The organism is Corallococcus terminator (assembly GCF_049194865.1).
Classification (GTDB): domain Bacteria; phylum Myxococcota; class Myxococcia; order Myxococcales; family Myxococcaceae; genus Myxococcus; species Myxococcus terminator_A.
In genome coordinates this window covers 102,174-116,966 of record NZ_JBLZWL010000142.1, presented here as the reverse complement: position 1 = coordinate 116,966, position 14,793 = coordinate 102,174, and the positions used below count along the sequence as shown (strand labels likewise).

Here is a 14,793-nt window from a genome sequence, read left to right as displayed (position 1 = left end):
TTCAGTCGCGCGCGGGAGCGGTGGCCAATCGCCAGAGCAGCGAGGGGAGGCCGATGACGGGCCGCAGGAAGAAGTGACGCCGCTGCTCCGGGCTCAATACGCGGCGCAGGAAGAAGTGCAGGCGGAGCTGTTGGTACCAGGGCAGGGCGGGCGCCAGGTGATGCGCCAGATGACAGGGCTGGCCCCACGGCCCACCGCCGAGGAGCAGTCCCCAGAAGCCCAGGCCCAGCTCCCGCGTTCCATTCACCCGGTCCAGGGGCATGAAGAGGTGCTCGGTGCTCTCACGCAGCCGGTCCAGCACGAAGCTGAGCCAACTGCCGATGAGGAACAACGCCACGCCCGTGAAGAGGAGGCCATGAAGCCACGTCGCCAGCACCGCGCAGAGCACGAGGTACACGTTGGTCAGCGCGACGGAGAGCTTGCGGCTGCGCGTGTGTTCCCGAGGGCGCCACGGGAAGTAGTCGGAGTGACTGATCATGGGCGCCAGTGGCAGCAGGCTGCCCAAGAGCCGGCGGAAGCGGACGAAGTGGGTGAAGGAGCCGTCGTCCTGGGTCCCCAGGCTCCGGTGATGGCTCGCATGGGCCTCCGTGTAGTGGAGCGGGTCCGCGAGGAAGAGACGGCAGGCATTGTTCGCGAGGACTCGCAGCCCGCTCGCCAGCCGGCCCCTGCCGATGATGATGAGGTTGTGCGCGGCGCCCTCGTGGACGCTGAAGGTGACGATGCCGCACACGAGGAAGCCGTGCACCGCGCCAGACACCAGCCCCGCGAGCGCGGTGTTTCCCGGGGTCGACAGCGCCCAGGGCAACACGGAAGGCAGCAGCGTCAGTGACAGCACATCCGCCGCGAACAGACCCAGGAGCAGCAGGACGTTGACGGTGTCGTGAAGCACGGGGTGGGCGCGGAACTGTTCCTGGAGGGCGCGGGCCCGGTGGCGGATGGCTTCAAGCTGGGGCGGCGTGAGGGAGGGAAAGGCTTTGAGCGCGTGCTCGTGGTGCTCGGCCGCGCGCCGCTGGTCATCGGGATGGAGATTCATGGAGAGGAGAGCCGTCGAGACAGGCGCTGGAGGTGCAATCAGGATGTATTTGATTGCACCCCGGCTCAACTCGCATGGGGGCTCACATTCTCGCCACCGAGGGGAACGGGGCCCTCGGCGCCTGCTCCACGGGGCTACTGCTCATATTTGCGTCGAGGCGCGGCGGACCGGTGGGGCGGGTGGCGCAGGGCCGCGGGCTCGGGACGCAGATAGCCGAGCACGAGCGCGCACAGCTCCTCCTGGAACGCCTCGTTCGTGAGGTAGTCGGGACGGTCCACCCCCGCGGCGTGGCACAGCGCCTCCAGCGTGTGGACGATGATGAAGACCGCCATGTCCAGCTCACGCGGCCGGATCTCCTCCAGGCGCGTCGCGAGGAACGCGCGCACCAGGCGGAAGAGCTGTTGCTCGAACGTGTCCACGTAGCCGAGCGGACGCAGCACGGGCAGCAGCGCATACCGGAGCGGATCGAGCTGGGGATGGAGCCGCTTGAGCGTGATGATCTCCTGGATGATGGCGCGGACCGCCACGTTCAGCGACGAGGCGGCGGAGTCGTGCAACGCCGTCTCGAATCCCGCGAGCCACTGGGAGCCGTGGTGCTCCAGCACCGCGAACACCAGCCCCTCCTTGTTCGGGTAGTACTGGTAGAGGGAGCCGATGCTGACCCCGGCCTCCTGCGCGATCCGGTTGGTGCTCGTGGCCTCGTAGCCGTCCCGGATGAGGATGCGGGCGGTGGCCGTGAGGATGGCGTCGCAGGTGGCCTGTGCGCGCTGCTGGCGAGGTTGCTTCCGACGAGAGGGGGACGGGCTGCGCGGCATCGCGACTCCTTGTGCTGGAGCCGAACCATTTCAAGGAGCCGCGCTCCAGGTCCAATCGGGATAACTGGGCCCTGTCAGACTACCGGGGGCACTTTCGTAAGTGTCCAGCGATTTTCCGTCAGCGGGGCTCTCATCAAAGGTCGTGCGGTTTTGGTGGCGAGAACTCGCGCATTCGGTAGAGGAAGGGCCGCGCTGAAGGCTCGCGCCCTGCTTTCCATCCCCGCTCCGAGGTTTTCATGTGGTCTCGCTCGCGCTCGCTTCGGCTGGCGCTCGTTGGAATGTCGTCTGGTGCCGTGCTTCTGGCCGCCTGTCAGAAAGCCGCCCCGCCGCAAGAGGCCTACGGGCCGTCTCAAGTCACCGTCGTCACGCTCAAGGCCGAGTCCGTGCTCCTCACCCGGGAGCTGCCAGGCCGCACCAGTGCTTTTCTCGTGGCGGAGGTTCGCCCCCAGGTCAACGGCCTCATCCAGCGCCGGCTCTTCACCGAAGGTGGTGTGGTGAAGCAGGGGCAGCCGCTCTACGAGCTCGATGACGCGACCTACCGAGCGGACTACGGCAGCGCGAAGGCCGCGCTGGAGCGAGCCCAGGCGACCTTGACGTCGGCCGCCCTGACGGCCAGGCGCTCGGCTGAGCTGACGAAGCTCGAGGCCGTCACCCCGGCGGACAACGAGAAGGCCGTCGCCTCGCTGGGAATGGCCGAGGCCGACGTCAAGGCCGCCCAGGCCGCGTTGCAGCGGGCGAACGTGACGTTAGGCCACGCCCGCCTCACCTCACCCATCTCCGGGCGCATCGGCAAGTCGTCCGTCACGCAGGGCGCGCTCGTCACCGCCAACCAGCCGACGGCGCTCGCGGTGGTCCAGCAGTTGGATCCGCTCTACGTCGATGTCACCCAGTCCAGCGGCGAGCTGCTGCGGCTGCGCAAGGAGCTGAGCGCCGGCACGCTCAAGAACACCGACAGCACGCCGGTGACCATCCTCCTCGAGGACGGCAGCCGCTACGAGCACGCGGGTTCGCTGACCTTCTCCGACGTGACGGTGGACCCGGGCACGGGCAGCTTCGCGCTGCGCGTGACGGTGCCCAACCCCGACCAGACGCTGTTGCCGGGCATGTATGTGCGCGCGCTCGTCGGCAACGGGCTGCGCCAGCAGGGCCTCCTCGTTCCCCAGCAGGGCATCGCCAGGGACCCGAAGGGCAACGCCTCCGCCCTGGTGGTGGGCAAGGACGGCAAGGTCGAGCCTCGCGTCGTCCAGGCCAGCAGGACGGTGGGCGACAAGTGGTTGGTCGACAGCGGCCTGGTCGAGGGTGACCGGGTGATTGTCGAAGGCCTCCAGAAAATCCAACCGGGGATGCCCGTCCAGGCGACGGAAGCCCCACCCGCGGTCGCGAAGCCAGGGGAAGCAGACCCCCTGGTCCCCGCGCAGAAGCAAGAGTGACGGGACCTTCACATGGCACGATTCTTCATTGACCGTCCGATCTTCGCCTGGGTCCTGGCGATCATCATCATGATGGCGGGCGCGCTCTCCATCACCCAACTCTCCATCGCGCAGTACCCCGTCATCGCGCCTCCCACGGTGACGATTGGCGCCGTCTACCCGGGGGCCTCGGCGAAGGCCATCGAGGACTCCGTCACGCAGGTCATCGAGCAGAGCATGAAGGGGCTCGATGGGTTGCTCTACATGTCGGCGACCAGTGAGTCGAACGGCGCGGCGACCATCACCCTGACGTTCCGCAACGGCACCGACCCGGACATCGCGCAGGTGCAGGTGCAGAACAAGCTGCAGCTCGCCACGCCGTTGCTGCCGCAGACGGTGCAGCAGCAGGGTATCGCCGTGAGCAAGGCCAGCACGGGCTTCCTGCAGGTGATTGGCTTCGTCTCCGAGGACGGCAAGATGGGAGGCGACGACATCCAGGACTACGTCAGCACGAACATGGTGGACCCCATCGCCCGCGTTCCGGGCGTGGGCAGCACCCAGGTGTTCGGTACGAAGTACGCGATGCGCATCTGGCTGGACCCGAACAAGCTCGACACCTATGCGCTCACCCCAGGCGACGTCGTCGCCGCCATCCGCGCCCAGAACCAGCAGGTCGTGGTGGGGCAGCTCGGTGGAACGCCCGCGGTGAAGGGCCAGCAGCTCAACGCGACGGTGACCGCCCAGGATCGTCTGCAGACGCCGGAGCAGTTCCGCGACATCGTCGTGCGTGGCAATGGCGACGGCTCCCTGCTGCGGCTCGGGGATGTGGCCCGGGTGGAGCTGGGCTCCGAGGACTACAGCGTCATCAGCCGCTTCAACGGCAAGCCCGCAACCGGCATCGCCGTGTCGCTGGCCACCGGCGCCAACGCGCTGGACACGGCGCAAGGGGTCGCGGCGGCGCTGGAGGAGCTCAAGCCGCTGCTGGAGCCGAAGGGGCTGAGGGCGGTGGTGCCGTTCGACACCACTCCCTTCGTGCGCGTCGCCATCATGGGCGTCATCTCGACGTTGCTCGAGGCCATCGTCCTGGTGTTCCTGGTGATGTACCTGTTCCTCCAGAACTTCCGCGCGACGCTGATTCCGACCATCGCGGTGCCCGTCGTGCTGCTGGGGACGCTCGGGGTGCTCACCGCCCTGGGCTACTCGGCGAACATGCTGACGATGTTCGCCATGGTGCTCGCCATCGGTCTGCTCGTCGATGACGCCATCGTCGTCGTGGAGAACGTCGAGCGACTGATGAGCGAGGAGGGCTTGTCGCCGCTGGAGGCCACACGCAAGTCGATGGACCAGATCACCAGCGCCCTCGTCGGAATCGGTGTCGTGCTCTCTGCGGTGTTCGTGCCGATGGCGTTCCTCGCGGGCTCGACGGGCGTCATCTACCGGCAGTTCTCGGTGACCATCGTGACGTCCATGGTGCTGTCGGTGCTCGTCGCCATCGTGCTCACGCCGGCGCTCTGCGCGACGCTGCTCAAGCCCATTCCCAAGGGGCACCACGCGAAGGAGACGGGGTTCTTCGGGGCGTTCAACCGCTGGTTCGATAGGGGCAATGCTCAGTACCAGCGGGCGGTGCGCGGCATCCTGTCCCGGAGCAAGCGCTTCATGCTCGTCTTCGTCGCGATGGTGGCGGTGATGGTGGTGCTGTTCCTGCGCCTGCCGACCTCCTTCCTGCCGTCCGAGGACCAGGGCTTCCTGTTCGCGCTGGTGCAGACACCCGTGGGCGCGACGCAAGAGCGCACCATGAAGGTGATCGAGCGTGTCGAGAAACACTTCCTCGAGAACGAGAAGGACACCGTCGCCGCGCTGTTCAGCGTGCAGGGCTTCAGCTTCGGTGGCAGCGGTCAGAACGCGGGCATCGCGTTCATCAGCCTCAAGGACTGGTCCGAGCGGAAGTCGGCGGAGCTCGGCGTCAACTCCGTGGCGGGCCGGGCCATGGGGGCGCTGGGGCAGATCCAGGATGCGCTGGCCTTCGCCTTCCCACCGCCCGCGGTGTCGGAGCTGGGCAACTCGGCGGGCTTCGTCTTCTTCCTCAAGGACAACGTGGGCCTGGGCCACGAGGCGCTGACCGCGGCGCGCAACCAGTTCCTCGGCGCGGCGGCGCAGAACGGCCTCCTCGCGAACGTGCGTCCGAACGGTCAGGACGACACGCCCCAGTTCCGCATCGACGTCGACGTCGCGAAGGCCTCCGCGCTGGGCCTCGCGACCGCGGAGATCAACAACACGCTCTCCATGGCGTGGGGTGGGCAGTACATCGACGACTTCATCGATCGGGGCCGCGTCAAGCGGGTGTTCATCCAGGCGGACGCGCCTTTCCGCATGGCTCCCGAGGACTTCAACCGCTGGTCGGTGCGCAACGCGAAGGGCGAGATGGTTCCGTTCGCGGCCTTCGCGAGCCCGCGCTGGGGCTCTGGCTCTCCGCGACTGGAGCGCTTCAACGGCGTGTCGGCGATGGAGATCAACGGCGAGGCCGCTCCGGGCGTGAGCTCCGGCGTGGCGATGGCCGAGGTCGAGCGGCTGGTCTCCCAGCTGCCTCCGGGCTTCGGCCTGGAGTGGACGGGCCAGTCGTACCAGGAGCGCGCGGCGGGGGCTCAGACGCCGCTGCTCTACACGCTCTCGCTGCTGTTGGTCTTCCTGTGCCTGGCGGCGATGTACGAGAGCTGGACGATTCCCACGGCGGTGCTGCTCGTGGCGCCGCTGGGAATCCTGGGGACGGTGCTGGGAAGCGCGCTGCGGGGCATGGACCGCGACGTGTACTTCCAGGTCGCGATGCTGACGACGGTCGGACTCTCCAGCAAGAACGCCATCCTCATCGTCGAGTTCGCGAAGGAGAACCTCGACAAGGGCATGGAGTTGATTGAGGCGACGTTGAGCGCGGTGCGCTCGCGTCTGCGGCCCATCCTGATGACGTCGCTGGCGTTCGGCTTCGGCGTGACGCCGCTGGCGATTGCGTCCGGCGCGGGCTCGGGCGCGCAGCGGGCCATTGGCACCGGCGTGCTCGGGGGCATGATTGTCGGCACGCTGCTGGGCATCTTCTTCGTGCCGCTGTTCTTCGTCGTCGTCCAGCGGGTGTTCAGCCGACGCAAGCCCGCGTCGGGCACGCCGCCCGCTGGCTGAGTCCTGCTCTTCCTGGCTGGAGCCCGTCCCTGGCGGCGGGCTCCAGCGTTGGGAATCGAATCGGGACCTCCGCGACTTTCTGGTGTGTCGCGGGTTGAGAGGGAATGCGCTCCCTATTATTGCTGCTCCCTGTGCTCCTGACCTGTACCGCCTGTGGTGAGGCGGAACAGCGCCGTGAACCCCTCTCCGAGGAAGGTGACACGGCCCTGTCGCTCGAACCCGTGGCGACGGCGTGTGTGCCTGGGACGTCGGTGGCCTGTACGTCGCTCGCGTCCGCCTGGGCCAGCGGTACGGCCACCTGTCGGACCTCTGGCAATGGCTACAACGTCACCGCGTGTACTCGCGCGGGCAATCTCGCGCGGCGGTTGACGGAGACGGTGCGCCCGGCGCTCCGTGACGCCCGCTGGACGGATGCCCGTTGCAACCTGGGCGACGAGTTCGTCCTGGAGGTCACCTTCCCGCCGGTTCCCGCGGGCGGGACTCTTCCGACGCAGTGGGTGCTTCGCCTCGAAGGTGGTGGCTTCTGCGCGTTCGACAGCGAGAGCCCGCTGGGAGGGTGTGGCAATCGAGGCATCGACCTCGTGTCCTCGGTGAACCTGCCCGCGGACCGCGCGCTGAGAGAGAGCGCTCCCGCGAGCCCCGACGACTTCAGCGGCGCCATCGATGTGCTCGGTCATTACTGCTCGAGTGACTTGTGGACGGGCACGGCGCTGGATGCGCCCGACATCACCTACAAGGGGACGCGACGGGACTGGCGCTTCACGGGGGCCTACAATGTGGATGCGATGCTCGCCGTGCTCGTCGAGCGCTATGGCCTGGACGACAACAAGCCGCTGCGCGTGCTGTGGCGGGGAGGCTCGGCGGGAGGCTTCGGTGCCTTCAACAACACGCATCGCGTCGTGGGGCGGCTCCCCAAGGCCGCGAAGGCAGGGCGGCTGCTCGTCTTCCCGGGGTCCGGGTATGTGCCGCTCGACTGGACCCACCCGGACTATCCCGTGCTGGGGATTGGTACGGGCCTGGAGGCCTTCGGGCAACTGACGCGCATCTGGGAGTCTTCGCTCACGCCGTCCTGTGTGGCCGCGCGGACTCCGGGGGACCCCGTGCATCCGCCGCACGAGTGCATCAGCGGCCCCGTGCTCTACGACATCCTCACCGCGCCCGTGTCGGAAGGGGGCTTCGACCTTCCCACGCTCGTCTGGCAGAACCGTCAGGACCAGCTCTACATGTCGAACGCCGGGCTGCCGTTCCAATCGGCGAGCAACACTCCGGCGGAGCGCGCGGTCCGCGCCGAGTGGGTGCAGACCATGGACCGGGCCATGGGCATCACCGGGAGGAACGCGTCGTCGCGCATGAAGTGGCTCTACGCGCCGAGCGACCCTGTCGTGCGCCGCGCCAATGGCACCGTCGAGCCGAACGTGCACGGGGCGCAGCTCTACGCCAACGACCCGCCGACGGGCTCCGCCAACTCGCTCAACTCGGTGCTCTCGCGGTTCTGGAACACGATGCTCGGCTCGGCTCCCGGTCGCGGTCGTGCGACCGGAGAGGTGCACACCTTCGATTGCAACTGGGTGCCCTCTCGCGACGCCACGGGCTGCAACTGAGGCTCGCGAGGGGCACCCGGACTTCAGGTCAGTACGCGAGCCCGGCCCACGGGGCGTCTTCCTCCAGGATGGACGTCGCGTCCTGGATGAGGTCGTAGGCGCGGTCCGCGAGGATTCCGTGGGCGTAGCTGGTGGGGTGGATTTCATCCCAGAACAGATACGTGTCCGGGTTGACCGCCTTGCCCTTGGCCGTGGACGTCACGTTGGTCAGCCCATACGCGGACGGGCGCGACGTGATGTCGAGGAAGAGGGCATACACATCCATGCCTCCGAGCGTGAGGCCCGGGAACTCCGTCCGAAGCCGGGCGAGGGACTGGGCCCACAGCGTGTTGAAGTGCTGTGAGGGAGGCTGGAGCACGGTGGTTCCCAGGCCGCCCGGAATGGACAGCGCGGCGGGCGTCTTGTGCAGCGCCGGCATGTTGACCCAGAGCACGTACTTCGCGCCGGCCCGCGCGAGCAGCCGAATCTGGGACTCGATGTTGGAGACGGCCGTGGCGGCCGTGGTCCTGAGGCCCGCCGCGTCGAAGGGGTTCGCCTGGGCCCGGTAGTGGATGTCATTGCCGCCGCCCCACAGGATGTAGAGGGCGGTGGGCGAGGCCGTCGGATGCGCGGTGAGGTAGCTGCGGACCTGCGTGGTCATCCCGCTGGTGACGGCGCCGCCTCGGGCGTAGTTCGTCCCGCCGTTGTCGGAGGCCGTGAGCGGGAGGGCGAGTTGGTTCGCCAGTTGTTTCACCCAGACACCGGTGATCTGGCTCCTGGGATTGCTGGTCGGACTGCTGGTGGCGATGCCGTTGTTTCCGTAGTCACTGAGGCTGTCGCCAAACACGACGAGCTGGGTCTGGGCGCCTGCGTGGAAGGGCAGCAACACCGTCAGGGCGACGGTGGCGAGGAGAAGGCGGAACGACATCACGGAATACTCCCGAGCAAGGATGGAACGACTTCTTGTTTGTCGGGAGCCTGTGGAACAAGTTTCTGACTAATCTCGTATTCCTGGTGTCGCGTAATTTTCCGCGTCGCAGTGCCCTCAGACAGTCCTCAAGGCCTCGCGAATCTCCCACTCGTAAACAGAGAGGCCGTCGCGACGCAGGCTGGGCAGCAGGTCGCCGAAGGCATTCGCCTCCACCACGCGGTGTCCGGAAAAATACTCCTCGAACATCAGGTCGATGCCCACGTGAAGACAGTCATGGGCGCGCGCCACCACGCGGCAGCTCTCCATCGCGGCCTTCCACTCGTTGCGTGGCACCGCCGCTTCCAGCTCCTCTGGCTCCCCGCGCCAGCCGCCCAGGTGCAGGTTGGTGATGGGGCCTCGGCTCTGGCGTACCACCATGAAGGCGGGCTCTCCTCGCACCGCGAGCACCCGACAGTCGAAGTAGTCACCGTCCAGCCGCGCCTTGGGAATCGAGCGCTCCACCTGCGAACCCTCGCGCAGCAGGAAGTCCAGCACCTCCTCCACGCGCTCCGGCTCCGTGATTCGGCGCACCTTCAGCGAGTTGTACCAACCCGTCGGCGTCTGCTCGACGGTGGTGACCAGTGACTCGCGCTCCCGATGTCTGCGGAAGATGGCCAGACACGACGCCGACGAGCCGCACGACACCTTCACGAAAACCTCGCGCCAGTCCTCCTCGTCCATCCGCTCGCGCAGCGACGCCACGTCCGTCACGCCATCCAACGGCTCCGGCACGGGCACCCCGAGCGCCGCGTACCTCCGCGAGGTGATGCGCTTGTCGAACAGGTCCGCGATGCTCGTGGGGGACTGGAGCACCCGCCAGCGTGGCCGTTCGCGAAACACCGCATCCAGCTCGGAGAGGACTCGCAGGAACCCCAGGTGCCCCTGGCGCGGCGCCAGGATGCGCCCGTGGTCCTCGACGAGCCCATCCACTGCGTCCGGCGCGAGCACCTGACCGCCGTACTCCCGCGCGGCTTCATACCCATACTTCAGCAGCGCCTTCTCCACCTCCCAGCTCTCACCCGCGGAGTCGATGCGGACGAAGGCGTCCGTGTCGGGCAGCTCCGCGAGGAGGGCAGGGCGCCTCAGCAGCTCCCGCCAGGGCACCACCCTCGCGGGCGGAAGTCCCTGACGGGCCAGCGCGTCCTGAAACAACGTGACGCGCCGGTTCTCGGCGTTGCCGATGAGGATGAAGTCAGGCACCGCCGTCATGCGGCGCTACTCGCCCACCGCCGCGTAACGGTACTCCTCGTCGTAGTCGCGCTGGCTGCCCGCCGCCACCGTCGCGGCCAGCTTCGCCACCAGCTTCTCGCCGGCCTTGGTGAGCGTGTTCTCCGTCACGTCCAGGTGCTTGAGGTGCTTGAACGCCGCGGCGTTGTCCGCGAGCACCTGCGCGCCCTTGTCCGACAGACAACCCCTGGACAGGTCCAGCTTCTCGAGCTGGGGGAGGATCTTCGCCGTGGGCAGTGCCTGCGCCAGCTGGTCCGTGAACTCCGAGTTGCACAGGCCCAGCACCTTGACGTTCGCCAGTCCCTTGCCGTCGAGGATGGGCTGGATGTCCTCCACGCCGCCCTCCCCGCCGTAGTTCTCCGAGCCGAACCAGACCTCCAGCTTCTCCAGCTTCGGCCACTTCGCCGTGGCGATGGACTTCACCGCGCCCAGCGGCAGGCCACCCGTCTCCATCGTGAACTCACGCAGCTCCGGCAAATCAATCTTGCCCAGGTCCGCCGACCCGCCGCGCAGCCGCAGCGAGCGCAGGTTCGGCAGCACCTTGTAGAGCCCCGAGACGTCGTTGATGTACGACCAGGAGATCTCCGTCTCGTCCGGGTACTCGAAGTCGCCGAGGAACAGGCTGCGCAGCGTCGGCAGGCTCTTCAGCTTGACGATGGCCTTGATGGGCTCGTCGTAATAGTTCTCACCCTCCATATCCACCATGCCGATGGTGAGCGATTGGAGGAACCGCGCCGACGGGTGCGCGAGCAGCTTCGCCAGCGTCTCGGCGACCTCCAGCTCGGAGTCGTAGTCCTTCTTGCCCAGCCGCGCGTCGCGGATGAAGCCCAGGTGCCACTCCACCTTGAGCTCCTCCTCGGACCACGCCTTGGCCAGCGCGCCGAGCAGCAGCGCCTTGTGCTTCTTGATGTGCGCGTTGACCTGCCGCTTGAGGTTGGAGGCCTCGGTGCCTTCGGCCTTCGACAACGCATGCTGGAAGGCGACGAGCTCGCCGCGGGGGTCGCCCTGGCTCTGGAGCCAGTCGCCGTAGACGAGGTACGCGTCCACGTTGTCCGGGTCCTTCAGGATGGCGGCCTCCAGCTCGGGGTTGGACTTGCCCTCGACGCTCGGCGCCTCGTCATCCCCGTCCTCGCCCCCTTCACCGTCGCCCACCAGCTCGTAGCCCTTCTTCTCCTTCTCGCGGACGAGCTTGTCGTACTCCTTCTGCGCCGCTTCGTCGGAGGGGAAGGACTGCGTCTTCTCCTGGCCGTCGGTGTCGATGCGGCCCCATCGCGTCGTGAAGGCCTTGCCCTCGAGCTTGATCTCCCAGAACTTGTTGGAGCTGCCTTCCTTGAACTCGTACCGCGGCATGGCCGTCCTCTCCTGCGCCCAGCGTGGCGCTTCCCGGACCGGACGCTAGAGAAGCCCTCGCGCAAGCTCAAGCGTCGCGCCAGTCCAGGCCTCCCAAGGCGTCTCTTCAGGGCCCTGCTGGGGACCGACTTCCTGGATTCCTGGCTCCCGTGAAGAAGCCCCGGGGCCCGCCACCTGGAGGCGCGGGCTCGGCTCGCTCATGTCCAGGTGATGCAGCCCCACGCGGGCGGGCAGCTTCGCTGTGTCGAGCCGCGTTTGACGGGCCGCGTCGAGCAGCAGCACATCCACCCGGGCACGCTTCGCCTGCTCCGCCGCGCTCGCCAGCACCTCGGCGGAGTCTCGCGGGGTGAGAATCTCCGCGGTGCCCCGGGCGCGCCACTCGCGCAGGAGCAGCTCGCACAGGCCGCGCTCGGCCTCGAGCGGGTGGGGACCGTCGCCATCCCAGGGGAAGGCGACCTGGAAGCGCAGGTCCTGGTCTCCCAGCCACGTGGACAGCCTCCGCACCAGGCACAGCACCAGTCCCAGGGCCAGCACGGCGCGCTGCCATCGCACGCCCGCGTCCTTCACCCTCGCGTCCGCGAGGCTCGGCGGAAGGACGAACGTCACCACGCGGCGGCGTCGCACCGCGAGGCTCTCGTCGCGCGTGTAGTAGAGCAGCTCGCCCTCGACGTAGCGCACGTCGAACAAGTCGAGCGTGGGCTCGTCCTCCATGTAGACCAGCTCGGAGGTGACCAGGTTCTCCAGGCTGCCCACGTTGGAGACGGAGGAGAACCCGCCCTGCGGAAACGCGGCGTCGTCCTCCATCGCGGTGGGCGCGGGACCGGTGGACACGGAGCGCGCGCGGAGGCGGGGCGGAAGGGCGCGAGAGAGGGCCTCGGCGGCCTCCACGGCCTGCTCCAGCGCCAGGCGCTGCGCCTTGCCCTGGAGGTGCTCCAGGTTCTCCAGCGTGAAGGCCTCCGCGTCGCCCAGCAGGGCACTCGCGCGCCGGGCACCGGTGCTCAGGGCCTCGTAGCCCTGGGCCAGCTGCTCCAGCGCGGGGCCGGGCTCACGCAGGGAGATGTAGCCGGATGACAACAGTTCCCCAGGTGGACGTTCGAGGACGCGCCGCGCGAGCGCGGGGCTCACGGACGTGCTGGCGGTAAAGCCCAGGCGGGAGAGGATGCGGGACACCAGGAAGGCCACGCCTCGGGGGCGCAGCGCCTCCGGCAGGCGGGCGAGCGCGGCGGAGACTGCTTCCAGGTGAGGCTCGGCGGCGAGCCGCGCGAGGACATGGTCGTCATACGCGCGCACCGCGGCGCGCAGGCGGGGCAGGGTGTCGGGGACGGGCAGTGAGGGGGCCAGGGGATGGCCGCTGACGAGCCGCCCCAGGTCCGCCACCAGCGCGGGCGGTGGCAGGGTGGGCGACTCCGCGAGCGTGGCCAGGAGCCAGGGCACGCTCGTGGCGAGCGCCTCCGCGTCGAGGCCTTCCTGCCGCGCCAGGGCGAGCCCGGCGCACAACCATCGCTCCATGTCCTGGGGGCCTCGCGGCTCCGCTGCTGCCATGCGTCCTTTCTGTATCACCTCCGAGGGGAATCGATGGAGGGCCGCGTCGGCGCGCGGGAGAGAATCTGGGGATTTTCGGCAGCGGGGCGCAGGAGCGGAGCCCTGTCCTGGGGCGCACAGCTTGATGGCCTTCCGGGGCAGTTGCTCAGTGCCTGCCTGGTTCCCACCGTCGCAGTGCTTGCTTTGGAGGAGAGGAAACAGCATGCGCGCGATGTGGGGCTGGGCCTTGTTTTGTCTGGGTGGGTGGGGGTGCGGTGGTGCTCCCGGGTTGGAGACATCCTCGCTGGAGTCGGAGCCCGCGGAGCTGTCCGCGTTGGCCTGTTCGCCCTCGGGCGCCGAGCGGGTGAAGATTGTCGTCCCGGCGGGCACACCGGAGTCACCCTTCTTCGTCGTCACGCCCGAGGGCATCAGGGACGTCCAGGGCAAGGCGTACTTCTCCGTCAACTTCCGAGATGGCAGCGCCACGCTGTGGCGAAGTCAGGGGACGGACGCGAGCACCGTGGTGGTGAAGTCCTTCTCGGCGACGACTCCAGCGCGGAACGTCTTTTCGCTGGCGCCCCTGGGCAGTCGGCTCTTGTTCCAGGTCCACACGCCCGAGACGGGCCTGGAGCCGTGGATTACCGACGGGACGGATGCCGGCACGCACCTGGTGAAGGACGTGACGCCGGGGACGGAGAGCTCGTCGTTCTCCCAGGTCTCCGTGTTCGGCGGCGCCGCGACGTTCTTCAACAGCCGGGAGGTGATGACGCCGCCGAGGACGCAGGTGGAGCTGTGGCGCTCGGATGGCACGTCCGGAGGCACGACGCTGCTCGTGAACTTCGGCGTCCTGGCGACGCTGTTGCCTCAGTATGTGCGGACCACGAGCTCGCACCTGTTCTTCCTGTCCTCGCCCGACGAAGGCACGGCGCTGTGGCGGACGAATGGCACGACGGGCGGAACAGCCTTCGTGAAGCGACTGGATGCGGGCGAGGTCCGGGTGGTCGATGTGAATGTCACCGAGGACGGCGCCACGGGGCTGTTCACGCTCCAGGATGGGCCGAACACGGAGGTGTGGAAGTCGAATGGCACCGCCGCCGGCACGGTGCGGCTGGAGACCTTTGGCAGGGCGATGCGGATGTCCGGCTCGCTGGGGACCTCCGTGTACCTGACGAGCGCGGACCCCGTGACGCAGCGGATGGGGCTGTATCGGGTGGCGCTGGCGGGTGGCGGAAAGACGACCATCACGTACCTGGCCAATCCCTTCGCGAGCCAACCTGACGCGCTCCCGTACCTGCAGCAGTTCACCCGCTCGGGAGGGAAGCTGTACTTCGCCGTGGCCATCGGCACTTCGGGCCCCACTGCGCGAGTGGTGCGGCTGTGGGTGACGGATGGCACGGCCGCGAACACGCGCCAGTTGCCCAGTGAGCTGAGCGTCTCCGGCGACTTCAACTCCGACGTCTATCCCCTCGCGGGCGGCGGGGTGATTTTCGCGGGCGCCGACGCGCCGGGGAACTTCACGAATCCCTGGGTGACGCGTGGCACGGCCGCCACCACGGCGGAGTTGACGACCGAGCCTCCCGTGTTGACGTCGTCGCCCTGGGCATTCTCCCGCGTGGGGAATCTCATCTATTTCGCCGCGAGGGATGAAGAGACGTTCCGGTACCAGCTCTGGGCCGTGCCCGCGAACGTGACCTGTACGCCGTAGCCACTGCTCGCGGGT

10 protein-coding genes are annotated in these 14,793 nt (G+C 68.2%); 4 read left to right on the top strand and 6 right to left on the bottom strand.

From position 1 onward, the window contains the following. Position 1: 1 nt before the first annotated feature. Together ACN469_RS42090 and ACN469_RS42085 are read right to left on the bottom strand one after the other, a co-directional pair. Positions 2 to 1,033: a fatty acid desaturase gene (locus tag ACN469_RS42090; RefSeq protein ID WP_498777802.1), complete on the bottom strand. Its 1,032-nt coding sequence runs from the start codon at positions 1,031 to 1,033 to the stop codon at positions 2 to 4. A gap of 134 nt (positions 1,034 to 1,167) precedes the next feature. Then, entirely contained in the window at positions 1,168 to 1,848 is a 681-nt protein-coding gene (locus tag ACN469_RS42085; RefSeq protein ID WP_498777801.1) for a TetR/AcrR family transcriptional regulator, read from the bottom strand. Between the two features lie 236 nt (positions 1,849 to 2,084). On the opposite strand from ACN469_RS42085, the gene ACN469_RS42080 reads away from it, so the two are divergent. From ACN469_RS42080 to ACN469_RS42070, 3 genes are all read left to right on the top strand, one after another. Next, positions 2,085 to 3,278 (top strand): efflux RND transporter periplasmic adaptor subunit, encoded by a 1,194-nt coding sequence (locus tag ACN469_RS42080; protein WP_498777799.1) that lies wholly within the window; start codon positions 2,085 to 2,087, stop codon positions 3,276 to 3,278. Positions 3,279 to 3,290: 12 nt separating this feature from the next. Next, on the top strand, positions 3,291 to 6,425 hold the full coding sequence (locus tag ACN469_RS42075; RefSeq protein WP_498777797.1) for an efflux RND transporter permease subunit: 3,135 nt from the start codon (positions 3,291 to 3,293) through the stop codon (positions 6,423 to 6,425). Positions 6,426 to 6,529: 104 nt separating this feature from the next. After that, a complete protein-coding gene (locus tag ACN469_RS42070) occupies positions 6,530 to 8,026 on the top strand; it encodes a pectin acetylesterase-family hydrolase (RefSeq protein WP_498777795.1) in 1,497 nt (498 codons plus the stop codon). Positions 8,027 to 8,054: 28 nt separating this feature from the next. Here the strand turns inward: ACN469_RS42070 and ACN469_RS42065 are convergent, their stop codons facing one another. From ACN469_RS42065 to ACN469_RS42050, 4 genes are all read right to left on the bottom strand, one after another. After that, the gene (locus ACN469_RS42065) at positions 8,055 to 8,933 is read right to left on the bottom strand and encodes an SGNH/GDSL hydrolase family protein (protein ID WP_498777793.1); all 879 of its coding nucleotides are present in this window, start codon (positions 8,931 to 8,933) and stop codon (positions 8,055 to 8,057) included. 117 nt (positions 8,934 to 9,050) lie between these two features. Then, entirely contained in the window at positions 9,051 to 10,184 is a 1,134-nt protein-coding gene (locus ACN469_RS42060) for an STM4014 family protein (protein ID WP_498777791.1), read from the bottom strand. 6 nt (positions 10,185 to 10,190) lie between these two features. After that, a complete protein-coding gene (locus ACN469_RS42055) occupies positions 10,191 to 11,552 on the bottom strand; it encodes a WGR domain-containing protein (protein ID WP_498777790.1) in 1,362 nt (453 codons plus the stop codon). Positions 11,553 to 11,597: 45 nt separating this feature from the next. Beyond that, positions 11,598 to 13,094 carry a hypothetical protein gene (locus tag ACN469_RS42050; protein ID WP_498777789.1) on the bottom strand — a complete coding sequence of 499 codons (1,497 nt, stop codon included), beginning with the start codon at positions 13,092 to 13,094 and terminating at the stop codon, positions 11,598 to 11,600. A 202-nt stretch (positions 13,095 to 13,296) separates the two neighbouring features. On the opposite strand from ACN469_RS42050, the gene ACN469_RS42045 reads away from it, so the two are divergent. Then, on the top strand, positions 13,297 to 14,778 hold the full coding sequence (locus ACN469_RS42045) for a hypothetical protein (protein WP_498777787.1): 1,482 nt from the start codon (positions 13,297 to 13,299) through the stop codon (positions 14,776 to 14,778). Positions 14,779 to 14,793: the final 15 nt, after the last annotated feature.